General features: G+C 36.5%; 22 protein-coding genes. 12 read left to right on the forward strand and 10 right to left on the reverse strand.

Features of this window, described 5'->3' with window-relative positions:
• The first annotated feature begins 101 nt into the window (after positions 1–101).
• From RMO83_RS10905 to RMO83_RS10940, 8 genes are all read left to right on the forward strand, one after another.
• The gene (locus RMO83_RS10905; protein ID WP_310559713.1) at positions 102–1,229 is read left to right on the forward strand and encodes an SMP-30/gluconolactonase/LRE family protein; all 1,128 of its coding nucleotides are present in this window, start codon (positions 102–104) and stop codon (positions 1,227–1,229) included.
• A 4-nt stretch (positions 1,230–1,233) separates the two neighbouring features.
• A complete protein-coding gene (locus RMO83_RS10910) occupies positions 1,234–1,929 on the forward strand; it encodes a DUF4386 domain-containing protein (RefSeq protein WP_310559714.1) in 696 nt (231 codons plus the stop codon).
• 287 nt (positions 1,930–2,216) lie between these two features.
• Positions 2,217–3,224, forward strand: a complete 1,008-nt coding sequence (locus RMO83_RS10915; RefSeq protein WP_310559715.1) for a virulence RhuM family protein — start codon at positions 2,217–2,219, stop codon at positions 3,222–3,224.
• Positions 3,225–3,626: 402 nt separating this feature from the next.
• Positions 3,627–4,523, forward strand: a complete 897-nt coding sequence (locus RMO83_RS10920) for a Fic family protein (protein ID WP_310559716.1) — start codon at positions 3,627–3,629, stop codon at positions 4,521–4,523.
• 194 nt (positions 4,524–4,717) lie between these two features.
• Complete coding sequence (locus RMO83_RS10925) at positions 4,718–7,123, forward strand: TonB-dependent receptor domain-containing protein (protein WP_310559717.1); 2,406 nt, start codon at positions 4,718–4,720, stop codon at positions 7,121–7,123.
• Positions 7,124–7,286: 163 nt separating this feature from the next.
• Complete coding sequence (locus tag RMO83_RS10930; protein WP_310559718.1) at positions 7,287–8,633, forward strand: DEAD/DEAH box helicase; 1,347 nt, start codon at positions 7,287–7,289, stop codon at positions 8,631–8,633.
• Positions 8,634–8,977: 344 nt separating this feature from the next.
• Positions 8,978–9,937, forward strand: a complete 960-nt coding sequence (locus RMO83_RS10935; RefSeq protein ID WP_310559719.1) for an NAD(P)-dependent alcohol dehydrogenase — start codon at positions 8,978–8,980, stop codon at positions 9,935–9,937.
• A 183-nt stretch (positions 9,938–10,120) separates the two neighbouring features.
• The gene (locus tag RMO83_RS10940) at positions 10,121–10,981 is read left to right on the forward strand and encodes a sulfurtransferase (RefSeq protein WP_310559720.1); all 861 of its coding nucleotides are present in this window, start codon (positions 10,121–10,123) and stop codon (positions 10,979–10,981) included.
• Positions 10,982–11,154: 173 nt separating this feature from the next.
• Here the strand turns inward: RMO83_RS10940 and RMO83_RS10945 are convergent, their stop codons facing one another.
• The 5 genes from RMO83_RS10945 to RMO83_RS10965 all read right to left on the reverse strand — a co-directional run bounded on the left by RMO83_RS10945 (position 11,155) and on the right by RMO83_RS10965 (position 14,535).
• Positions 11,155–11,733 carry a Crp/Fnr family transcriptional regulator gene (locus RMO83_RS10945; RefSeq protein WP_310559721.1) on the reverse strand — a complete coding sequence of 193 codons (579 nt, stop codon included), beginning with the start codon at positions 11,731–11,733 and terminating at the stop codon, positions 11,155–11,157.
• Between the two features lie 25 nt (positions 11,734–11,758).
• Positions 11,759–12,325: a PhnA domain-containing protein gene (locus RMO83_RS10950; protein ID WP_310559722.1), complete on the reverse strand. Its 567-nt coding sequence runs from the start codon at positions 12,323–12,325 to the stop codon at positions 11,759–11,761.
• A 56-nt stretch (positions 12,326–12,381) separates the two neighbouring features.
• A complete protein-coding gene (gene coaD / locus RMO83_RS10955; RefSeq protein ID WP_310559723.1) occupies positions 12,382–12,840 on the reverse strand; it encodes a pantetheine-phosphate adenylyltransferase in 459 nt (152 codons plus the stop codon).
• Between the two features lies 1 nt (position 12,841).
• Positions 12,842–13,420, reverse strand: a complete 579-nt coding sequence (locus RMO83_RS10960) for a TMEM175 family protein (protein WP_310559724.1) — start codon at positions 13,418–13,420, stop codon at positions 12,842–12,844.
• Positions 13,421–13,563: 143 nt separating this feature from the next.
• Positions 13,564–14,535 carry a D-alanine--D-alanine ligase gene (locus RMO83_RS10965; protein ID WP_310559725.1) on the reverse strand — a complete coding sequence of 324 codons (972 nt, stop codon included), beginning with the start codon at positions 14,533–14,535 and terminating at the stop codon, positions 13,564–13,566.
• A 267-nt stretch (positions 14,536–14,802) separates the two neighbouring features.
• Here RMO83_RS10965 and RMO83_RS10970 point away from each other — a divergent pair, with 267 nt between their 5' ends.
• The 3 genes from RMO83_RS10970 to RMO83_RS10980 all read left to right on the forward strand — a co-directional run bounded on the left by RMO83_RS10970 (position 14,803) and on the right by RMO83_RS10980 (position 17,858).
• On the forward strand, positions 14,803–15,417 hold the full coding sequence (locus tag RMO83_RS10970) for a PASTA domain-containing protein (protein ID WP_310559726.1): 615 nt from the start codon (positions 14,803–14,805) through the stop codon (positions 15,415–15,417).
• Positions 15,407–16,450, forward strand: coding sequence for an RluA family pseudouridine synthase (locus tag RMO83_RS10975; protein ID WP_310559727.1), 1,044 nt, complete (start codon positions 15,407–15,409; stop codon positions 16,448–16,450). Before RMO83_RS10970 ends, RMO83_RS10975 begins: the two co-directional genes overlap by 11 nt.
• A 310-nt stretch (positions 16,451–16,760) precedes the next feature.
• Entirely contained in the window at positions 16,761–17,858 is a 1,098-nt protein-coding gene (locus RMO83_RS10980; RefSeq protein WP_310559728.1) for an ATP-dependent 6-phosphofructokinase, read from the forward strand.
• An 88-nt stretch (positions 17,859–17,946) separates the two neighbouring features.
• Here the strand turns inward: RMO83_RS10980 and RMO83_RS10985 are convergent, their stop codons facing one another.
• Positions 17,947–18,486 (reverse strand): GNAT family N-acetyltransferase, encoded by a 540-nt coding sequence (locus tag RMO83_RS10985; protein ID WP_310559729.1) that lies wholly within the window; start codon positions 18,484–18,486, stop codon positions 17,947–17,949.
• A gap of 118 nt (positions 18,487–18,604) precedes the next feature.
• Between RMO83_RS10985 and yaaA the strand changes: the two genes are divergently transcribed.
• Positions 18,605–19,363 (forward strand): peroxide stress protein YaaA, encoded by a 759-nt coding sequence (gene yaaA, locus RMO83_RS10990; protein WP_310559730.1) that lies wholly within the window; start codon positions 18,605–18,607, stop codon positions 19,361–19,363.
• A 121-nt stretch (positions 19,364–19,484) separates the two neighbouring features.
• Here yaaA and RMO83_RS10995 read toward each other — a convergent pair whose 3' ends face one another.
• The 4 genes from RMO83_RS10995 to RMO83_RS11010 all read right to left on the reverse strand — a co-directional run bounded on the left by RMO83_RS10995 (position 19,485) and on the right by RMO83_RS11010 (position 24,207).
• Positions 19,485–21,074, reverse strand: a complete 1,590-nt coding sequence (locus RMO83_RS10995; protein WP_310559731.1) for an MDR family MFS transporter — start codon at positions 21,072–21,074, stop codon at positions 19,485–19,487.
• Positions 21,075–21,164: 90 nt separating this feature from the next.
• Positions 21,165–22,244 carry an HlyD family secretion protein gene (locus tag RMO83_RS11000; RefSeq protein ID WP_310559732.1) on the reverse strand — a complete coding sequence of 360 codons (1,080 nt, stop codon included), beginning with the start codon at positions 22,242–22,244 and terminating at the stop codon, positions 21,165–21,167.
• A gap of 12 nt (positions 22,245–22,256) precedes the next feature.
• The gene (locus tag RMO83_RS11005; protein ID WP_310559733.1) at positions 22,257–23,591 is read right to left on the reverse strand and encodes a TolC family protein; all 1,335 of its coding nucleotides are present in this window, start codon (positions 23,589–23,591) and stop codon (positions 22,257–22,259) included.
• Positions 23,581–24,207 carry a TetR family transcriptional regulator gene (locus tag RMO83_RS11010; RefSeq protein ID WP_310559734.1) on the reverse strand — a complete coding sequence of 209 codons (627 nt, stop codon included), beginning with the start codon at positions 24,205–24,207 and terminating at the stop codon, positions 23,581–23,583. The genes RMO83_RS11005 and RMO83_RS11010 overlap by 11 nt, the downstream gene beginning before the upstream one ends.
• Between the last annotated feature and the right edge of the window lie 16 nt (positions 24,208–24,223).

The raw sequence follows: 24,223 nt of genomic DNA on the forward strand, positions 1-24,223 counted from the left end.
GATAAATATGTAAACCGCTTCGGTAACCACATTACGTATCCATCAGAGATCGTAAAAGAAACGGTGGAATGGTACTCGACAATCTCAAAAACTAAAACAAAATGAAAACGAATAACAAAACAATAGGAATCTTACAAATTGCAGCTGCACATAGTATACTACTAGTATTTAACTCTTGTGCATTACAGCCACTTGCTTGGCAACCTTTGCCAAAACCGGTATTTGCAGGCGCCACAGCGCTCAATGAAAAATTAACTGCTGCTCAAAAAATTGAACTTGATGGCTGGTACGGCCCAGAAGACATTGTTTTTGACAAGGTAGGAAATATGTATTGTGGCGTTCATAGTAAAGCAACTGATTTCAGCGATGGGAAGATTCTGAAAATAGATCCTTCAGGTACGATTGAAATTTATTACAACGCTGGTTCGTGGGTCGCTGGTTTGCATTTTGATTCAAACGAAAACCTGATTGCCCTTAGTCATAAAGAAGGGCTAATCAGTATCAGTAAAGATAAAAAAGTAAGGGTGCTGGCAACCAAAGATGAAAATGGTAAATCATTTTTAATTCCCAATGGATTGGATATCGCTTCCGATGGAAAAATCTATTTCTCCAGCAGTTCTGAAAAATCAGGCTATAGTATTAAGTATGGCCGGAAGATAATTTTAGAAATGAAGCCATTGGGTGGGCTTTATTGCTACGACCCAGCACAAAAGAAAGTCGCCACCTTAATTGATGGCACTTATTTCGGCAATGGTGTGGTACTTTCAAAAAATGAAGACTATGTGCTGTTGGTTGAAACCACCAAATACCGGGTGCTGCGTTATTGGTTAAAAGGGAGCAAGGCCGGGCAAACAGAAACTTTCATTGACAATCTTCCCGGCTTCCCAAATGGAATTTCTATCAGGGAAGACGGCAGCTACTGGCTTGGCTTTACCACTAAGCGCAATGATGCTTTGGATAAAATGCATACCAAAACCGGAATTAAAAAATTAGTGTATGCACTCCCGGGTTTTCTTCAGCCCAAAGCAGATCAATTTGGGATGGTTTTAAATGTTTCTGCAGAGGGGAAAATCCTTCAGTCCCTTTTTGATACAAAAGGAATTATTATGCCCGAAGCAGGCGCAGTAAAAGAGCAAAACGGTTTCTTATATCTTGGTGGTGATGTGGTGCCGCATATTGGAAAATATAAATTAGATGACAGTACATTTCATTCAAATTTTAAAAAATAGGTTTATGAAAACAGAAAAAACAATAGGAATCTTATTCCTTATAGGTGCGGTGGCATTACTCATTCCGTATACGATGTTAACCATCATTTTTGAGTATCCTGATATTTTAAGGCAGGACACCGGAATCATCCTTACCAAATTTTACCAAGGTGGAAATTCTTTGATATGGACATGGTTTGCGTTCGCCATAACCGGTATCCCGTTACTCCCTGCTTATATCATGCTCGGGCAAAAATTTGAAAACAAGGCACCATTGGTGCGCACGGCGACAACCCTTGGTGTAATTGGTTTAATTGTTCAGATGATTGGGTTATTACGATGGACATTTGTTGTACCGATACTGGCTGATACGTTTGTACACGCAACAGACGAAGCAACGAAAGCGGCTGCCATCGTTTCCTTTAAAACCATTCATCAGTTTGGAGGCGTGCTACTGGGTGAACATTTAGGACAGCTTTTTACCATTGCATGGACCGTGATGATGACCCTTTCCTTTGCCAAATTAAAACTGATGCCAAAATGGGTAAACGGGCTGGGGATTATCAGTTCTGTCATTTACCTATTGGCACAAGCTGAATTATTTGCAACGGTACTAAAAGGTTTTCCGGTATGGGATATGGCGGGTTTTATTGGAAGCACGTTGTGGCTGGTTTGGCTTATAATCGTTGGTATTAAATTTTTGATTATACAAATTAAATGAGACCATTTCAGTTTAGTATCGCAAAGCAAGCAATTTTCATTAGAGATAGGGTTGAAATCCCCACGCTCAACGAAGTCTTCCCCGCTCAACGAAGTCTTCCTTAAAATAAAATTATTGTTCTATTCTGGGGCGCTGTGCGATTCCGATAGCTCCTCGAAACTCCGACTTCGCACCCATTCCAATAGACAACTAGTGCTTCATAATCCCAACTCCTAACTTCCAACTAAACACTTTTCTGCTATCTTTGTAACAGGAACAAAAGGTTTCGGATATAAAATAATTAAAGTATGAACACAGGCGAAATACTAATTTATCAAAACCAAGAAGGCAACATTAAAGTGGATGTTCGGCTAGAGGAAGAAACCGTTTGGCTAAAGCAAGACCAAATGGCACAACTATTTGGGAAAGGTAGAAGTACCATTACGGAACATATTGGTAATATTTTCAAGGAAGGTGAATTGAGTGAAAAAGTGGTCAGTCGGAAATTCCGACATACCACTTCTCATGGTGCTATTGTAGGCAAAACACAAGAAAAAGAAGTTACACTGTACAACCTTGATGTCATTATTTCCGTAGGGTATCGCGTAAAATCACAACAAGGCACACAGTTCAGAATTTGGGCAACGCAACGATTAAAAGAATATATTATAAAGGGTTTTGCCCTGAATGATGACCGTTTTAAATCGGGTTCATCAATGAATTATTTCAATGAATTGCAAAATCGCATTCGTGCAATTCGTTTGTCTGAAAAGTTCTTTTACCAAAAAATCAAAGATATTTACACCACCAGTATAGATTATGACCCAAAAGACGAAAAGACAGTTTCATTTTTTAAAATCGTTCAAAATAAATTGCTTTGGGCGATTTCTCAAAATACCGCAGCCGAGTTGGTATATCGAAGAGTAGATGCCAGTTTGCCATTAATGGGGATGCTCTCGTATGATAAAAAAGAAGCAAAATCGGTAACAAAACAAGAAGTTAGCGTTGCTAAAAATTATTTGAATGAAGATGAATTGAAGTTGTTAGGACTTTTAGTGGAGCAGTATTTGGCTTTTGCTGAAACTATGACACAACAACAAACTCCTATGTATATGAAAGATTGGATTGCAAGATTAGATGGTCTACTTCAATTGAATGGGCGAGAATTACTAACACATGCGGGCACTATTTCGCATCAAATGGCAATAGACAAATCGGAAGAGGAATTTCAAAAATTTAAATTAGAGCAAAAAATAATTGAAAAAGAACAAAGCTTGAAAGAAATTGAAGAAGATATAAAAAGGTTAAAAAAATAATATGCAAAAATGCCCAGCTGTACGAAGTGTTCGATATAAAGAAAACGTCATTAAAACTAACGGATTGCTTTGCGAAGTCTCCCGCTCTACGAGGCTCGCTCAACGAAGTCTTTCCTACAATAAAAATACAGTTCTATTTTAGGGTGCTGTGCGAATGTCTCCGACTTCGCACCCATTCCAATAGACAATCTTGGGGAGCAACCAAAACAAGCCAACAAAAAACCAAGTAAATTGCTCGGTTTTTTATGGTTATCTAACAGGATATTTATCAGGATCTCGTGACGTATGAAATACAGCGTTTAAGAACACACTTTTCGTAGGGAATTATAAACAGCAAGAGCTAATTAATCGTGAAAATGTGTATTTTTGCACAGATTTTCACGATAAATATACAAGCGTAAAATGATAAACCAAACTACAAAAGATAAAATTGAGGCATTGCACCAGCAATACATAAACTTGGCAAAGGGAAATGAACCTTTGCTGAAAGAGATAGCCCTTGCCGAAATTCCCGAAATGGTTTATAACTCAAACGCGATCGAAAACTCAACACTTACCTTAGAAGACACCGAAAAAATTCTTTCGGGAGGCAGTTTAGAGCGGAAAGTAAATATACGTGAGGTGTACGAAGCCAAAAATTTGGCAAAACTCACTGAAACCTTATTAGAAAAGTATAAATCTACACTCAACATCAAGTTCATTTTAAGTTTGCATAAAACCTTACTTACCCATATTGACGACAACATTGCAGGTCGTTTTAGAAGTGGTAAAGAATGGGTAAGGGTTGGCAATCACTTGGGTGCAAATCCGCAGTTTGTAGTTACGCTTATGCACGAGTTGGTGGATAATTACAACCAAAATAAAACCAGCTATTTTTTAGATGCTATTGCACATTTCCACGCAGAGTTTGAAACCATTCACCCTTTTGTTGACGGCAACGGACGAATGGGGAGGGTTTTAATCAACTTGCAGTTAATGAATGCAGGATTACCGCCTATTATCATTCAAAACAAAAGCAAGAACACCGAATACTATCCGCTATTTACCCGGTACCAATCAACAATGAAATTTGGAGGTTTTACCGAATTGTTTGCCTTGTTGTTGCAAGAAACATTGCACAAACGAATAACCATACTTACGGCAAAAAAAATAATTCCGCTTTCAATATGGGCTTTGCAAAAAGCCATTAAACCAAACGTGGCTGCCAACAAAGCCAAAAGGCAAACCATTCCTGCCTTTCGCCTACGTGAAAAATGGATGATTGCAGAAGAATATAAACCCGGTCGCTCGGATTTATAAAATAGTTCTTGTCTGGACAGCGCGGATTTGCAACCTTGATGGATTTAGATTTTAGGTTTCGGGTTTCAGGTTGAATTTAGAATTAACTTTGCTAACCCCCCATGGTTTTGAATCCTGCGAGGATTTTTTAAAAATAATTTGTAACAATTATCCACTTCTTCTACTAATGCAACAAATCAAAAATCAAAAATCAGATGAAAAAATTACTACTATTATTAGTCTTCGCCATAAATTTTTTAAACGCCCAATCCTTCTCCATCACCAGCAAAATTGCATTAGAGGATAACGAAAAAATGGCCGTTACTTCGGTGCTTCTTTATCCTGAAAACAATCAAAACCTTTTGAAAGCTGTGGTTACTGATGCTTCTGGAAGCTTCACTTTCCAAGGTATTAAGGCGGGTAATTATGTACTAAAAATTAACTATATCGGTTTTGAATCTTACATGAGTACAGTAATTACTATTGCTGATAAAAATGTTGAATTGCCGGTAATAGCTTTGCAAAAAGCAACGTCGGAATTGAAAGAAGTGGTCATCAAAAAGGAAAAACCAATGGTGCAGGTACTGGCGGATAAAACGGTTTTTAATGTTGAAAACACCATCAATGCCACAGGAACTTCAGGATTTGAATTGCTGCGTAAAGCCCCAGGAGTGGTGATCGATAATAATGACAACCTTATTGTGGAAGGAAAATCAGGTGTTTTGATTTATATAGACGGTAAGCAATCCTTTCTAACAGGAACTGATTTGTCGAACTATTTAAAAACCATTCAAGCCAACGATATTGAAGCTATAGAGATCATCACCCAACCTTCGTCTAAATATGATGCGGCCGGAAATGCAGGAATCATAAACATCAAGCTAAAAAAGAATAAAAATTACGGAACAAATGGCAGCATCAGTTCGGGTTATAATTACGGAAAATATGGTACCTCATTAAGTTCGGCCTCGTTTAACAATAGAAATAAAAAGAACAATTTATACGGGAATTATAGTAACCGCTTTGGCAGCAATTACGACTATATTAATATTAACCGCTTGCAAAGCAATACGATCTTCGATTCTCGTTCGTCATCCGTAAACCAAACCAATGCTAACAATATCAAATTGGGATATGATTTTTATGCGAATGCAAAAAATACATTTGGCGTGGTAGTAAGTGGTAATTTTAATAATTCATTTGAAAACGGAAATACAAGAACACCCATTACCGGCATTAATTCATCAACCATAGATAGAATTTTGGTAGCAAGAAGCGATGCTCGTAATACGAATTACAATTTGTATTCAAACTTTAATTATAAATATCAAGATACTACGGGCACATCATTGAGTACCGATCTTGATTACGGAAAGTACAACAGCGATAGAACTAATTTTCTACCTAACTATTACTACAACAACACCGAAACTAGTATTTTAAGTCAATCCATCAATTCGCAAAACACGCCCATAGTGATTGATATTTTTTCCTTAAAAAGCGACTACGAGCAAAGGTTATGGAAGGGAAAGTTTGGCGCAGGATTCAAAACCTCTTTGGTTAAAACCAATAATACTTTTGAAGTTTTTAATTATCCAGCTGGACAACCCGTTTTTAATGCACAGTTGAGCAATCGGTTTAAATTTGATGAAAACATTAATGCAGTCTATGTCAATTACAACCGGATGGTTAAAAAATTTAATTTCCAGGCTGGATTACGCGTCGAAAACACCAATTCAGAAGGCAATCTGATTAGTACACAACAAAATGCAAATCAAAACGTACCAAGAAATTATACGGATTATTTCCCCAGTGGCGGTGTTACCTATCAAGCCAATGATAACAATAGCGTTGCCTTACTGTACAGCAGTAGAATAGAAAGACCAAGTTACCAATCCTTAAATCCATTTGAATTTCAAATTGATGAATTGACTTTCCAAAAAGGAAATCCTTTCTTAAAACCACAATACACCACTAATATTAAATTAAACCATACCTACAAATACACTTTAAATACCTCCTTGAGTTATAGCTATATCACTGATTTCTTTGCTCAAGTGAGCGTGGCTGATGGTGATACCAAAAGCTTCCTGATTGCAAGAAATGTGGCTAACCAACAAATCGTAGATTTAGGTATTTCTTATCCTTTTAAAGTGAATCAATGGTGGAATATTTATGCCTCTGTAAACGCTTTTCAAAGTAAATACATGGCAACAAATGATAGCTTTACGGGAGTTACTCAGGAGACTTTAACGCTATATGGGCAAAACAATTTTTCGTTACCTAAAGATTTCAATTTAGAGGTTTCAGGCTGGTTTAGTTCTCCATCTGTTTGGGGTGGCACCTTTAGAACTAAGAGTTTAGGGTCTTTAGATTTGGCTATTCAAAAACAATTTTTAAATAAAAAACTCAATGCAAGATTGGCTTTTTCAGATGTTTTATTTACATCGCCTTGGAGAGCAAATGCCACATTTCCTAATTTAGTGATTACTGGTGATGGTGGTAACGACAGCAGACAAGTGCGGTTCAATTTGAGTTATAATTTTGGTAGCGAGCAGGTAAAAAAAGCCAGAAATAGAAGCACTGGATTAGAAGATGAGAAAAACAGAATAGGGAAATAATGATTTTAGATTTCAGATTTTAGATTGCAGTTTTCCTCAAACTTCTAACTTCTAACTTCTAACTTCTGACTTCTAAGTTCCCTCTTCTAACTTCCCACTTCCCACTTCTAACTCCCAACTTCCCACTTCTCCCACTTGAACACTTTTCTCCTATCTTTGCCAAATGAATACAAAACACCATTCCAACAATATACTTCTCAATTTAGGTATTGAAAGCCTAAACGAAATTCAAGTTGCTGCGCAAGAAACCATTTTGAGCGACAATAATATTTTACTGCTTTCGCCAACAGGTTCTGGGAAAACATTAGCTTTTCTTTTGCCTATTTTCGAAATGTTAAAACCCGAAATACTTTCTGTACAATGCTTGATTCTAGTGCCATCACGGGAATTAGGGCTTCAAATTGAACAAGTTTGGAAAAAAATGGGAACCGATTACAAAGTAAACGCTTGCTACGGCGGACATTCCATCGATACTGAAATTAAGAATTTGAGCAATCCTCCAGCGGTTTTAATTGGAACCCCGGGACGAATCGCCGATCACATTGACCGAGGTACTTTTCGTTTGGACAAAATAGAAACTTTGATTCTCGATGAATTTGATAAATCCTTGCAATTGGGTTTTCACGAGCAAATGTCGTTCATCATTGGAAAATTATCCAAACTAAACAAACGCATTTTGGTGTCGGCAACTTCCGATATTGAAATTCCTAAATATACCCGAGTTGTCAATCCTACGATATTGGATTTTATTCCAACTGAAGCCGCAACCAGCAATCTGGCGACCAAAATGGTCCTTTCAAAGGAAAAAGACAAAATGGGAAGTTTGTTCAATTTGATTTGTTCTTTGAAATCGCAATCGGCATTGGTATTTTGCAACCATCGCGATGCGGCAGAACGGATTAGCGATACTTTGAATGAAAAAGGAATTTACGCCACCTATTATCACGGAGGAATGGATCAGGATGAACGCGAACGGGCGCTAATCCAGTTCCGAAACGGCAGTATGAGTTATTTAATCACCACCGATTTGGCTGCTCGTGGTTTGGATATTTCCGAAATGAAGCACGTTATTCATTACCATTTGCCTTTAAAGGAAGATGAGTTTACCCATCGAAACGGAAGAACGGCTCGAATGCAAGCTTCTGGGACAGCTTATATTATTACTCACGAAAGCGAAAAAAAACTGGATTATATCGATTATGGTATGCCACTTTTGAAGGTTGAAAATTCAACCACTTTACCCAAACCACCTGAATTTCAAACCATCTACATCAGTGGCGGAAAGAAAAATAAATTGAATAAAATAGACGTTGTAGGCTTCTTTTTCCTAAAAGGAAAGTTGGAGAAAGGCGATTTAGGACTAATCGAAGTGAAGGATTTTATTTCGTTTGCTGCAGTAAAATACAATAAAGTAAAAGACTTGCTGCACAACATCAAGGACGAAAAAATGAAAGGCAAGAAATTTAAAATTGAAATAGCGAGGAAAGTGATTAAGAAAGAAGAGGAGTAATTAGTGATCAGTGTTCAGTTTTTTAGTAGTCAGTGAGATAAGCATAAAAAAAATCGTTAACCGTAATTTATTTTACAGTTAACGATTTATAATTTACAGCAATTACTGATCACTCTTTATTTTGTTTACTTCTAACTTCCCTGCCTGCCGGCAGGCAGGTAACTTCCCACTTCTAACTTCTTTGCGTATCGTATAACAATTACAATCGCCTGACCATCAAACGACTTTCGAAATATTCTGCAGTTGTAGTCTTGCATAATGTTTCTTAACTCAAGTCAATGAAATTAATATAAGATAGAAATACTTTTGCTTCCGAAATATTTAATTAAAAAAAGACAAGTTTTATGAAAGCAATAGTTTTTAAAGAATACGGTTCTCCAAAGGTTCTTCAATTGAAAGATATCGAAAAACCAATTCCAAAATACAATGAAATCCTAATAAATATTAAAGCTACAGCCGTTAATTCGGGTGAGGTACGACTACGAAAAGCAGATCCCTTTGCAGTGCGCTTATTTTTTGGACTTTTTAAACCAAAAACAACTGTTCTTGGAAGTGTTTTCTCGGGTGAAATCGAGAATATTGGTTCGGACGTGCAGCATTTTAAAATTGGTGATGAAATTTTTGGTCATACGGATATGAGTTTTGGCACTTATGCTGAATATAAATGTTTTCCGGAAAATAGTTCTATTGCATTAAAACCTAAAATTTTTACCCATCAAGAAGCGGCAGTAATCCCATTTGGAGGAGTTACAGCTTTGCATTTTCTCAAAAAAGCAGATATACAACTTGGGCAAAAAGTGCTTATTTTTGGTGCTTCAGGGGCAGTTGGCGCTACTGCTGTTCAATTGGCAAAACATTATGGAGCCATTGTTACTGGAGTTTGTAGTTCTATGAATGTTGATTTAGTAAAATCATTAGGTGCAGACAAAGTGATTGATTATACCAAAGAAAATTTTATTAAAAACGGAGAAATGTATGATGTGATTTTTGATTCGGTAAATAAAATGTCGGTTTCAGATGGTTTGGACTCATTAAAAATGTATGGAACATTGATTTTGAGTGCAGCAGGATTATCGGAAACGTTAAAAGGTGCTTGGATAGCAATGACAAGCAACAAAAAAATAAAAGTGCTAACTGGTCTGATTAGTCATAGTGCGGACGACATCAATTTTCTTAAAACGCTAATTGAAATAGGTCAGTTGAAACCAGTAATTGATAAAACGTATTTATTGGAAGAAATGGCAGAAGCGCATACTTATGTTGAAAAAGGACATAAAAAAGGAAATGTAGCTATCACTTTATAGTTGTTTTAAACCATTAATTCTACTAAAAAATTAGAGGATGGTTTGTGAAAATTAAAAATTATGAAAGAAAGAAATTCAAATTTTGGAATTATTTGGAATTTTAGCACTAACAATACGCCACATGGCTACTAAGCCAAAACTAATTTATAATTTAAGTCTCGATAGTATAAAAAATAAAAGAAAATGAACCAAAAAATTTCCCCAATTATTCAAGCATCAGAATTGCTTACATCCTATAAATCTGACAATTTGATTATTGTTGACGTAAGTAATGGAAAAGACGCAAAATCAAATTATGATGTAAAACATTTAGATGGAGCACTATTTGTAGATTTAAACACTCAGCTTGCAGAAATTAAAAATGATTTGTCCAATGGAGGAAGACATCCATTACCGAAAATTGAAAACTTTGCAAAAACAGTATCAAATCTGGGTATTTCTCCAAAAAGTCATATCATACTATACGACGACAAAAATGGTTCGAACGCCGCCGCTAGATTTTGGTGGATGCTGAAATCTATCGGTCACGAAAAAGTTCAAGTTCTTAATGGTGGAATTCAAGAAGCGGAAGCTAGCGGCTACCCATTAAGTTCAAAAATAGAAATTAGAAACGAAACTGAATTATATAAAGTCGACCATTGGAAATTAGGAATTGCCGAAATAGAAGAAGTGGAAAAAAATTCACAGACTGAAAACCATATTGTAATTGATGTTCGCGATGTTGAGCGTTATAATGGGGAAACGGAAACAATAGATTTAATTGCTGGACATATTCCTGGAGCAATTAATGTTCCATTTACAGGAAATTTAGATGAAAACGGTTTGTTTTTATCTCCAGATTTATTGAAAAAGAAGTATCAAGAACTATTTGGATGCGTTGAAACGGAAAATATAATTGTTCATTGTGGTTCGGGAGTTACCGCTTGTCACACACTTTTAGCCATTGCGTATGCTGAATTGGAAATTCCAAAACTTTATGTTGGTTCTTGGAGTGAATGGAGCAGAAACAATAAAGCAATCGAAACGAAAAGTCAAAATGAATAAATAAAACGGACATTTCGAAGCAAGATGTTTTTTACGAGTCAGAAAGCACAACAGAAGAGCTTCAGTTTACAACAAGCAAATTCTGTTAATAATTATATTCCAAGGTTGTAAAATCACGCCTATTTTTCTATCTACTTACGCAATATTATTATCAATATATGACCAGAAATACGTTAGCTTTTAGTAATTATTCTTTTTCTAATTCTGCTCAAAGATTCTGGTTTTACTCCAATATAACTAGCTATTTGATACTGTGGTATTATTTGAAATAATGCAGGTCTTGTATCTAAGAGTTTCAGGTATCGTTGTTCAGGAGTGTCAGTGGTATATGTTGACATTAGCTCCTGCTGCTCAGCAAACACTTTTTCCATTACTTTTCTGGAAATGGTTTCTAATTTAGGAAAACGACGGTATAAATCTTCTTCTTTTTCTCTGTTACCAACTACCAAAAAACAGTCAGTAGCACAAGCCATATAATGAGTTGATGGAAGGTTGTTACTAAAACTATTTAAAGAAATTACCCATTGTTCATCGCTAAAAAAATTAGCCGTTTTTTCTTCTCCATCAACTATAAAATATTGTCGAACACAACCTTCCAAAACGAAATAAGCCTCTGTTGAAATTTGTCCTTCTTTTAGTAAAACTTCCCCTTTTTTATAATGCTTAATGACCATAGTTGCCGCAATAGCATCAGCTTCTTCGGTTGAAATAGGCATTATTCTTGAAAAATAATTTAAGAGTTTGTCTTCCATCACCATCTTATAAATTGCTAAGCAACTATATTTTCTTCACATATTGCGTAATAATCACAATCGTTTGCCCGTCTACTTTACCTTCGATATATTCGGCATTTTCGTGGTCTAGTCTAATGTTACGAACCGCAGTTCCTTGTTTGGCCACCATACTCGAACCTTTTACTTTCAAATCTTTGATGAGAACTACGGAATCTCCTGCAGCAAGAATTACTCCGTTGCTGTCACGGTGGATTACTTTATTTTCGTCTTCTTCGCCTTCGCCGGTGGCTTGCGCCCAAGCCAAATCCTCTTCGTCAAGATACATTTGCTCTAACAATTCTTGATTGCCCAAACGGCTCAACATTCGCCAAGAAACCACTTGAACGGGAAGATGTTCGCTCCACATACTGTCATTCAGGCATCGCCAAAGATTGACATCCATTTTTTCTGGATGCTCGATTTGGTCGATTAGGGTTGTATGTATTAAAATACTTTCGTCCATTCCGCCTTTTCGTGCGGGAAGGATTTGATATACTTTTAGATCTTCGATAACTCCTGAAAGCTCACATTTTCCGCCACTACGTTTGATTAATTCTCTTTCTATACTCATTTTGTGTTTTGTTATTTTTTTTCCGAATGTAGGCTTTAATAGGAGTTTTTTAAATTTTATTTTTTAACTCGCACCGCATCAGGTACTAATAATTCATATTCTCCATTGTTTCTAATTACATCTCTTACGATGCTGGAACTGATATAGGACGTTTTTGCAGCAGTCAATAAAAACACGGTTTCAATTTTAGACATTCGTCTATTAGTATGGGCTATGGCTTTTTCAAACTCAAAATCGGCAGGATTTCGCAATCCACGAAGGATAAAGTTGGCCTTTATTTTTTTGCACAAATCAATGGTTAACCCTTCATAGGTAATAATGGAAACATTAGGTTCGTCAGCAAAGGTTTCTTCTAGGAATTTTTTTCTTTCTTCGAGTGAAAACATATATTTTTTCTCGGCATTAATTCCGATGGCGATTACAATTTCATCAAATAAAGTAATTCCTCTTCTTATGATATCTTCGTGTCCCAATGTAATAGGGTCAAACGACCCAGGAAATATGGCTTTTTTCATTTTAATTTTTATTGATTTGTCTTTCAATTCTAGTGTCTGGAATAATCCACATTAGAGCAACTGTGGTGTAAAGTAATCCTGAAATCCAAGGCGAAACAAATGCCAATGGAACTGCTGAAATATAGCATAGTAAGGATATTTTACCTTTGACATCTTTTTCAACTGCCTTGTATAAGATGGAATCTTTGCCTTCGAGTTTTATAATTCGATTTTGAAGCAATGTATAAGAAATAGCACACATTAAAAGAATAAATCCATAAACACTCATTGGGACTGCCGCAAAATGTTGCGAACCAATCCAACTAGTAGCAAAAGGAATAAGTGATAGCCAAAACAGTAAAAAAAGATTGCCCCATAAAATTGAACCATTCACTTTCTTAACAGCTTGCAACATATGATGATGGCTATTCCAATAAATCCCTACGTAAACAAAGCTCAAAACATAACTCAAAAACACAGGAATTAGCGGTTTCAAGGATTCGAAACTACTGTCTTCAGGCACTTTAATTTCCAAAATCATAATCGTAATGATAATCGCTAATACCCCATCGCTAAAGGCTTCGAGTCGGTTTTTGTTCATAGTTTAAATTATTTATTTGATTTCCAAAAAAAATCCGCCACAGATTTTACAGATTTCCACAGATTATTTTTCTTTATAAATTTCACAAATTAATCCGCGAAAATCAGTTTAATCAGTTTAATCCGTGGCCTAAAAATGTCTAATTAAGCCAAAGCCAATTCAATAGCATTACTAAACAAATCTTCCAAAGAAATTCCAGCTACTTTGGCTTGTTGTGGAATCAAACTTTCGGTGGTCAAGCCGGGAATCGTGTTCATTTCGAGCATATAAGGTTCGCCATCCACAAAGATGAATTCGCTTCTCGAAAAGCCTTTCATTTTCAAAACTTCGTAGGCTCGTTTGGCTACATCGCTCACTTTTTGGGTCATTTCGTCGGAGATTCTGGCGGGCGTGATTTCCTGTGACTTCCCGTGGTATTTGGCTTCATAATCGAAGAAATCATTTTCCGAAACTATTTCGGTTATCGGTAAAACAATAACTTTTCCTTGATAATTGATCACGCCAACAGAAACTTCTGTGCCGTCAAGGAAACTTTCGATGATGATTTCGTTGTCTTCTTTGTAGGCTATTTCAATGGCAATCGGCAACTCATTGGCAGTTTTTACTTTTGAAATTCCAAAACTAGAACCCGATTTGTTTGGTTTTACAAAACAAGGCAAGCCAACCGTTTTTACGATAGCGGCAGTGTCGATGTGTTCGCCTTTATTCAAATAATAAGAAGTAGCGGTTTTGATTCCGTACGGTTTCAATACCGAAAGCATATCTCGTTTGTTGAAAGTCAACGCCGATTGGTAATAATCGCAGGAAGATTGCGGCATTCCAATTAATTCGAAATAAGCCTGCATCAAGCCATCTTCTCCTGGCGTTCCGTGAATGGCATTGAAAACGCAGTCGAAAGTAATTTTTGTACCATTTACTGTGGTCGAAAAATCGTTTTTTTCAATTGGAAATTCAGCCTCGTTCTCATCAACATACACCCATTTTTCTTTGAAAATATGGATTCGAAAGCCGTTGTATTTGGTTTTGTCTAGAAATTGATAGACGACATTTCCGCTGATTAGTGAGATTTTATATTCGCTTGAATATCCGCCCATTATGATGGCAATGTTTTTCATATTTTTAGGTATTGGGTATTGGGTTCTGGGTTTTGGAAAAAAAATGTTATTGTTATTAGGATGTTTCTAGCCCCGATAGTAGTGGAAATCCTTTTGTGCCGGTGTTCGGCACGAAAGATTACTTCACTATGCTTTCATTTACATAGGAGTTCAGTGAACTTCGTTTGTAACGGATAGCGGGAACTAGCTCCTGAAAACGATTAAACAAAATTAGAATTTTTTTTCAAACGAAATAGGTTTATCTTTGTGACTTATAAAAATAAATTTATGAGTTTAGGTAAATATCTTAGCAGTCGCGTGTTTTTCGGACAACTAGCAATCGCTCTTGTTATTCTTGCTGTTTTAACCTATTTGTTTATGCATTGGTTGACTTTTACTACCGATCACGGTCACGAAATCATTGTGCCCAATTTAGCCAAGTTGACAGAGGAGCAAGTGGAAGACAAGTTAGACGAGTTGGATTTGGATTATGTGCTTTTGGACAGTGTAGATTACAATAGTGAATATCCAAAATACAGCGTTGTCGAGCAAGATCCCTTACCTGGAGCCAAAGTGAAAGAGGGTAGAAAAGTATATATTAAAATAAACGCTTCGGGATTTTCGTCTGTGAGAATTCCTGATTTGATTGACAAAACCTATCGTGAAGCAGTTCCAACCTTGAAAGCCTTAGGACTTGAAGAAGGAACGATTACGTATATTCCGAATCTTGGAAAAGATATGGTGCTCGAAATGCGTTTTAAAGGAAGAAATTTAAAGGTGGGTGACCGCGTTTTGAAAGCTTCCAAAATTGATTTGGTTTTGGGTGATGGAAAGGAAAGTTATGTAGAAGAAGTGGATACTACAGCCACACCAATAGAAGCGATACCTACAAATGCACAATAATAGTGACACTCCCGAAGATTTAGAAGACGAGTTGTTCGAACATTATCGATTTGACGTTCCCAAAGGGCAATTGCTCTTGAGAATCGACAAGTATTTGATGAATATGATTCCGAACGCGACTCGAAACAAAATCCAAAATGCCGCAACTGCAGGTGATATTTATGTAAATGATATTCCTGTAAAATCGAATTACAAGGTAAAACCTTTGGATGTGATTCGGATTTTGTTGTCGCATCCACCATTTGAAAACCGAGTTGACCCGGAAGATATTCCGCTGAACATTGTTTATGAAGATGATGCACTTTTGCTTGTTAATAAACCGCCTGATTTTGTGGTTCATCCCGGTCACGGCAATTATACAGGGACTTTGGTGAATGCTTTGGCATTTCATTTTGAGAATTTGCCCATGAACAGCAGCGAACGTCCTGGACTGGTGCACCGCATTGATAAAGACACTTCAGGACTTTTGGTGATTGCCAAAACTGAAGCCGCAATGACGCATCTCGCCAAACAATTTGAAGCCAAAACCACCGAAAGAGAATACATCGCATTAGTTTGGGGAAATGTCATCGCCGATGAAGGAACGATTGAAGGCAACATTGCCCGACACCTAAAAGACCGTATGCAAATGGCGGTTTTTGCCGATCCTGAAATAGGAAAACCTGCGGTGACGCATTATAAAGTATTGGAACGTTTTGGTTATGTGACTTTGGTTTCTTGTAATCTGGAAACGGGAAGAACACACCAAATCAGAGTGCATATGAAACACATTGGTCATCCACTTTTTAATGACGCCCGTTATGGTGGTGATTTGATTCTAAAAGGAACTACGTTTACCAAATACAAACAATTTATAGAAAACTGTTTCAAGGCTTTGCCTCGTCAGGCTTTGCATGCTAAAACGCTTGGTTTTAAGCATCCGACAACGGGAGAAATGATGCGTTTTGATACCGAATTACCGCAAGATTTTCAGGATTGTTTCGATAAATGGCGAGGCTATTCGAAGACGCATACTAGCGAGGAGGAGGAGTAAATGGAACGCTGATGACGCGGATTTTGGCGGATAATCCCGATAGCTATCGGGAGGATTTATTTGTAATTTATTCGTTGATAATGCTCTGAGAATGTTTCCGATTTCGCTTCTAAAAAGAAATTTATTTAATAGCGGTACATTAGGAATTATGCAAATTGGACGCTTCGTATAGCATATTAGTCAAAAAATGCATTTAACTTATCTTATGTATGTGACCTGATATATATCATTTTCAAGCATTTTATTTTTTATTATATTTACCATCAGTTTTAGAAAAATCAGATCAAAATAATTAATTTAAAGATATAGAATGAAAAGAGTATTAGTTGCCACAGGCGGAGGCGATTGCCCGGGCTTAAATGCCGTGATTAGAGCAATTGTAAAAAGAGCTGCACAGGAAAAAGATTGGGAAGTTATTGGAAGTATTCAATCCTTTGATGGTATTCTTCAGGATGAGTTGGAAATTGTAACCCTAGATGACAAAGCAGTTGCAGGAATTCACGTTGATGGTGGTACTATTATTGGCACGACCAATAAAGGTGGTCCATTTGCTTGGCCTATAAAAAATCAAGACGGAACTTGGAAGTCTGTTGACCGATCGGAGGAAATGATCCGTAAGTTGCAGTCTATGGGAGTTGATGCCGTGATAAGTATTGGAGGCGATGGTTCGCAACGAATTTCACAAAGACTTTTTGAAAAAGGGTTGAATATTATTGGTGTTCCAAAAACCATTGACAACGATTTATCAGCAACCGATTTTACCTTCGGATTTCAAACCGCAGTGCAAACTGCAACGGAAGCTGTTGATAAGTTGGTGACCACTGCCGCAAGTCACAATCGGGTTTTGGTTCTTGAAGTAATGGGTCGGAATGCGGGTTGGATTGCTTTGAATGCCGCTATTGCCGGTGGAGCTGAAGTCTGTCTAATCCCTGAAATTTCTTATGATATAGAGCTTGTGGCGCAAAGATTGCAAAGTCGTTACAACTCGAAAGGAAAAGGAAATGCGATAGTAGTAATTGCTGAAGGTGCAATGCCTAAAGGCGGAACGCTGTTATCCGAAAAGAGCGATGAAATAGGGTATGAAAATCTAAGATTGGGTGGAGTTGCCCGCAAATTAGTTAATGATTTAAAAGCGATAGGTTTTGAGCCAGACATGCGTGAAACCGTTTTGGGACATTTGCAAAGAGGTGGTAGTCCAATCGCTTACGACAGAATTTTGGCTACACAATTTGGTGTGAAAGCCTTTGAAATGGTTTTAGAAGGTAAATTTGGTGAAATGGCGGCTTATCGCCATCCCGATATTATTTCAGTTCCCTTTAAAGATGCTATAGACAATGCAAAATTAGTGGATCCAGACTGCGATTTGGTAAAAACCGCTAAAGGAATTGGAATAAGTTTTGGAGATTAATTTTTTATTCTATCTTGAAATACTACAAAGTAATTCGTGATAATGTGCGTTGTTCATAACCTATTTCAAAAACAAGAAATCCACTTTATTATAAGTAATTAGCTTGATTGATTATTCGGAGTTCCATCAATAAATCGGTTTGTACATCCTTGCCCAAAGTAAAATTATGTTTGTCAAATTCAACAAAATCATTGTTATTGTAAAATTGTATTGCTTTGTGATTTTTTTCCCAAACGCCAAGCCATATCGTTTCAACGCCAGATTGTTGTCCGATTTTTATAGCTTTATTTAGTAATAATTGTCCAATTTTTTTTCCGTGAAAATTCTTCAGAACATAAATGCGATGAATTTCCATAGACTGAGCGCTTCGAATTTCAGTTTGAGCGTTTCCAAAATTTAGTTTTAAATAAGCAATAGTTTTATGATCTAAAATGGCGAGATAAAATGCCGATTCGGGATTGTTGATTTCTGAGGCTATTTGTTGAGAATTTAAATTTTTCTGAATGTAATTTTCCATATTCTCAGGCGTGTTTACTGCTGCAAAAGTTTCTATAAAAGTTTGCTGACTGATTTCTTGGATGGTTTCAAGATCGGAAATGGTTGCTTTTCTAATGGTAATTGGATTCATAAATGGATTGGATTATAAATTCATAATTCATTCAAAAATACACAAATAAAATGAAAACAATTTTCTTTTCGGATTTTCAATTTGTATTTTTGAAACTTTCAAACCAGAGTCAACCCTTATGAAAATCGTTATATCACCAGCTAAGTCTTTAAACTTCGAAAAAGTATTGCCAACACAAAATTTTTCGGAATCTTTGTTTCTAAAAGAGTCACGTCAAGTACACAAAATATTGAAGCAAAAATCGCCAACAGTGCTTTCTGAATTAATGGATATTTCAGATAAATTGGCCGATTTGAATTGGCAACGCAACCAAGATTGGAAAACGCCATTCTCGACAGAAAATGCACGACCTGCTGTTTTTGCTTTTGATGGAGATGTGTATACAGGATTAGATGCGTATTCGATTCCATTGGAGAAATTGGATGTTTTACAAGACCGTTTGCGAATTTTATCGGGCTTATACGGACTCTTGAAACCCTTGGATTTGATGCAAGCGTATCGTCTGGAAATGGGAACGAAATTACCCATTGGCGAAAGCAAAAATCTATATGATTTTTGGAAACCAATTATTACCAAAGCATTAAACAAAGAACTCAAAAAAGGGGAGTTGTTTATCAATTTGGCGAGCAACGAATATTTCTCGGCTGTAGATGTAAAAGCCTTGAAAGTTCCTGTAATAACTCCAGAATTCAAAGATTATAAAGACGGAAAACTAAAAATAATTAGTTTTTTTGCCAAGAAGGCGAGAGGTTTAATGGTGCGTTACATCATCGATACCAATGCGGAAACAGTCGAAGATTTGAAAGGGTTCGACTATGAAGGCTATCAGTTTGATGCCAATTTATCGAAAGGGAACCAGTTGGTTTTTACAAGATAAAATGATTTTTGATTGCAGATTAACGATTTTTGATTTCAGAAGTTTTACTTCATAAAATTGAAATCTCGGATTTATCAACACAAATCAGCAATCAAAAATCGCAAATCTAAAATCTGCAATCTTAATGCATCGCCTCAGATAAATCAACTTTGTTTTTTCCTCTTTTGATGAAAAGAATAATCGGAATACAACATAAAAACAGAATCCCCAAATAAAGAAAAATATCCATATAAGACAAGACGGTACTTTGTTTTAGAACAGAATAATCTAATACTTGATACGCTTTTTGAAGGGATTCGTTACTGCTAAAACCTTTTGACATAAAACCTCTTTGTAAAGCAGTAATTCGCTGTTGCACCTCATATTTACTTGGGTCTAGATGGGAAAGTAAATTGACTCTATGTTCCTGAGTAAATCGCGTGATAAAGGTTGTAATAATCGCAATTCCAAAAGAACCACCCAATTGTCGCATCATACCGGTAAAAGCTGCTCCTTCGCCAATATGCTTACCTTTTAAAGTGGAAAGAGAAAGCGTAGTTATTGGCACGAAAAGCAATCCCAAACCAATTCCCCTTAAAATTAGTGGCCAAAATAAATGTTCTGTTCCTGTATCGGGAGTCATATTATTATGCATCATAAAAGTAAACAAGAAAAAGATTAAAAATCCAACGCCAACCATATACCCTTGTGGCACTCCTTTTTGAATTAATGTACCAACTATTGGCATCATAAAGGCTGTAGTTATAGACCCAGGAATGAGCAGTAATCCCGCATCAGTAGCAGTCCAACCCAAGATTGCCTGAGTGTAAATTGGAATAATTAAGGTGGATCCATACAATCCGAAACCAAGAATAAAACACATCACGATTCCTATGCGAAGGTTTCCATCCTTTAAAACACTTAAATTTACAATGGGATGCTTGTAAGTGAGTTCTCTCCAAATAAAAAGTATTAAACCAAAAACGGTCACGACGCTTAGACCTGTAATCAAATTATCATTGAACCAATCATCTTGTTGTCCGTGTTCCAAAACAAATTGCAACGACCCGATGAAAGATGCCAAAAATGCAATTCCCCACCAATCCACTTGATTTGCTTTTAATTTTTCGCCATATTTAGGACTTCGCACGAAATAAATAGCCAAAATTGCGGCAATAATTCCCAACGGAATATTGATGTAAAATATATAAGGCCAAGAATAATGATCGACCAAATAACCTCCCAATGGCGGACCCAAAGTAGGACCAACAATTACGCCCATCCCATAAATAGCTTGAGCCATGCCACGTTTGGCAGCAGGATAACTTTCTGTAATTATGGTTTGAGCCGTTACCAATAAGGCGCCACCACCAATTCCTTGAACGAATCGAAAAGCGACTAATTCCCAAATATTAGTGGCATTTCCACACAAAAAGGAACAAACCGTAAAAAGTATAATAGAGGCTACAAAGTAATTGCGTCTCCCAAATTGTTGCGATAACCAACTGGTCATTGGAATCACGATTACATTCGCAATGGCATAAGCGGTAATCACCCAAGCCACATCAGTTAATGTAGCTCCAAGACTACCACGCATATCGGTTAGCGCCACGTTAACGATGGTTGTGTCAACGATTTCTAATAACGCGCAAAGTACCGCGGTAATCGTAATGATTACACGTCGGTAGCCGTATTCTACTAAATCGTCGTCTGCTGCTTGTACTTTTGTCATTTGGATGAATTATAAAATGGATTTACTAATAAAGGGATGATTTTTAAAAATCTATAATTCATTAGTAATGCCAATCTGAAATCTAAAATCTTAATTCAAATGTACATCTACTTCAACATTCATTCCAGGACGCAATAATTTCACTTTCTCAGGATCGTTTTCTGTTTCTAAACTAATTTTAACGGGTAAACGTTGTATGGTTTTTACGAAGTTTCCTGTAGCATTATCAGGAGGCAACAAGGAGAAACGGGAACCTGTTGCTGGAGAAAATGAAGTTACAACTCCTTTGAATTCATAATCAGCATAAGCATCTACTTTCAAACTCACTTTTTGACCCACAATCATTTTGTCCAATTGGGTTTCTTTGAAATTTGCCACAACCCAAGCTTCCTTATTATTGATAATGTAAAACAGCGATTGTCCTGCTTGTACCAATTGTCCTGGTTGAATATCTACTTTTGAAACCTGGCCGTCAATAGCTGCTGTAATAACGGTGTAAGTAAGATTCAATTTCGCAACGTCCAACAAGGATTTAGCTCTTTTGATATTGGCTGCAGCCACTTCGGTTTGTTTGTCTGAAACTTTCGATTTAGATTCTATAACCGCTTTTTGATATGAACTCGCTTTTTGTTGTTGCTCCAAAACACGAACCTGACTTTCGGCTTCATCCTTTGCTGCCAATGCCTGTTCGTATTGTTGCTTGGTGATTGTATGCGTTTTGTATAAATTGTTGTAACGGTTGTAATCGCTGGTAATTTGTCTCAACCTGATTTTGGCACTTTCTATTGAACCGCTTGCCGATTTCATATTGGCATCCGATACCGAAATGTTGGCATTGGCGCTTCCAATATCAGCTTTTGCGGATTCAAATTGACTTTCAGCACCTAATAAAGCAGCAGAAGCTTCATCAATTTTTAGCTGATAATCTCTTTGATCAATCGTGAATAAAGTATCTCCTTTTTTTACAAAATCATTGTCTTTTACGTAAACCTTGCTAATATATCCTGGAACTCTAGGAATAATTGGGTTCATTTTTTTCTCAATTTGTGCATCATCAGTATGCTCGTGAGACAAAGAATGTAGGTATTTATAGGTTCCATAAGTGCCACCCAATATGACCAAAATGGTTACTATAATGATGAATTTTTTATTGGTTTTTTGCTTTTCCATGATAGAGATTGGTTATATTTTTGTCCCGACAGCCATCGGGAGATTGAAAGTTTGTGATAATTGTCCAGATACTGAAAGTAATTCGTAATATTTTTGAATAATATTGGCTTTTGCCAAAGCATTATTGATAGCAGAACTCAGTTGCTCTACATCTGCTTCGAGTAAATCATTGGTATTCGAAAGTCCGTTATCGTATTTGTCTTTTACAATTCGATAATTTTCTGTCGCTTGCGCTACTGCTTCTTGGTACACTTCTTTTTGTTTTAAAGCTAAATTGTAGTCTTCAATGGCTTTTCTTACTTGAACCTTGATGTTGTCGGTAAGGATTTCTTTGTAATTTTGAGCTTCAACTGATTTGCTTTCGGCCATTTTTATCGAAGAGTTGTTTTTAAGTATGCCACTCAAATCATACGAAACACCTACACCAAAATTGATAGCGTTTTGACTGGTAATTATATTTTCTATACCCAAAGTAGCGTAACCACCGATGAGAGAAACCGAAGGATAATAACTCCCTTTTGCTAATTTTACACTGGCTTCGCTGGCTTTTTCTTTATAGCTTATCGCTTCTAAATCCTTACGATTTTCCAATGCTGGTTTTTCATCCGTTGGAACATTATTCATCTGGAAATTGCTAAAATCACTTTCGTTGACTTTTAGGTTGGTGTTTTCGGGCAATTTCAAAAGGGAAACCAAATAATAGTTGACCACATTCAAATTTTTGTTCATTTCATCGACAGACAATTGTATGTTCGAGACCTGTAATTGCGATTTCAATAAGTCGTTTCTTGGAATAATTCCGTTTTTTTCCAATTCGATGAAATCTACCACGCGCTGCTCGGCTTGTTTTTGATTTTCTTTCAACAATTCCAAAGTCTTTTGAGTCTTATACAAACTAGCGTAATAATTGACCACTCGCATCGCAATTTCTTCCTTAGTTTGCAAAGCGTTTGCGGTTTCAGCTTGAAACAAGTTCTCCGAAATCTTGATGTTGTTTTGTGTTTTGAAACCAGCAAAAACAGGAAGACTGGCACTCAATTGTCCAATCATTAATTGGTTTCCTGAGGGAAAAGCTTTACCGCTTTCGCCAAATTTAATATCCACTTTTGGCTCAATAAAACTTTGATATTGTCCTGATAGTTTCAAATCAGGATATTGCGAATTCTTTTTGGCTTGTAATTCGTATTTCGATGAATTTACTTTTGAATTGGCCAAGCTCACTTCGTTGCTTTTCGTCCAAGCCAGATGAATGGCTTCGTCAAGCGTCAAACTAGTTCTTTCTTGCGCCCCAACGGATGAGATTCCGATGAAGTACATTGCCAAAAGTAAAAGATAATTAATTTTCATTTATTAGAAGTGCTTTGATGGTTTGTTGAATGTGTTTTGTTAAATCTGTTTTCACGTAATTATTGTAAGCGTCTTCCGTTTTCAAATCTAAAATGTCTTCAAAAAAGGGTTTATTCATTTGAAAGTGAAAATAGGTTCCCAAAATAGTAGGCGTCAACAGCGGAATGATGATATTTTTTCTAAAAACTCCTTGGTCTTGTCCTTCTTTAATAATGACTTCTAAGGATTTTAAATTTGCCTTTCTTATTTCCGAAAAGGAGGGAAGCTCCAACACTCTTTTTTTTGAGGCTAATTCAAAATGCAAGATGCGGTACATTCCTCTATCGCTATTTAGTCGGTTAATATATAATTCAATAAGCTTATTTATTTTAGCAAAAGGTTCAAGTTTTTCGTCAATCAAATGAATCATTTGTTCATTAAGACCTGATGTTTTATATAATACTAAGGATTCCAGTAACTTTTCTTTGCTCCCAAAATAATACGAAACCATAGCTACATTAATTTTAGCCACTTTTGAGATATCGCGAATCGAAGTGCCGTCAAAACCTTTCTCGGCAAACAGCGTTTGTGCTACTTCGAGAATTTGAATTTGTTTGTCGTTTAGATCGTTTTTCACTTTTTGATTTTAAAGA

This window comes from Flavobacterium sp., from assembly GCF_031423415.1.
Taxonomy (GTDB): Bacteria; Bacteroidota; Bacteroidia; order Flavobacteriales; family Flavobacteriaceae; genus Flavobacterium.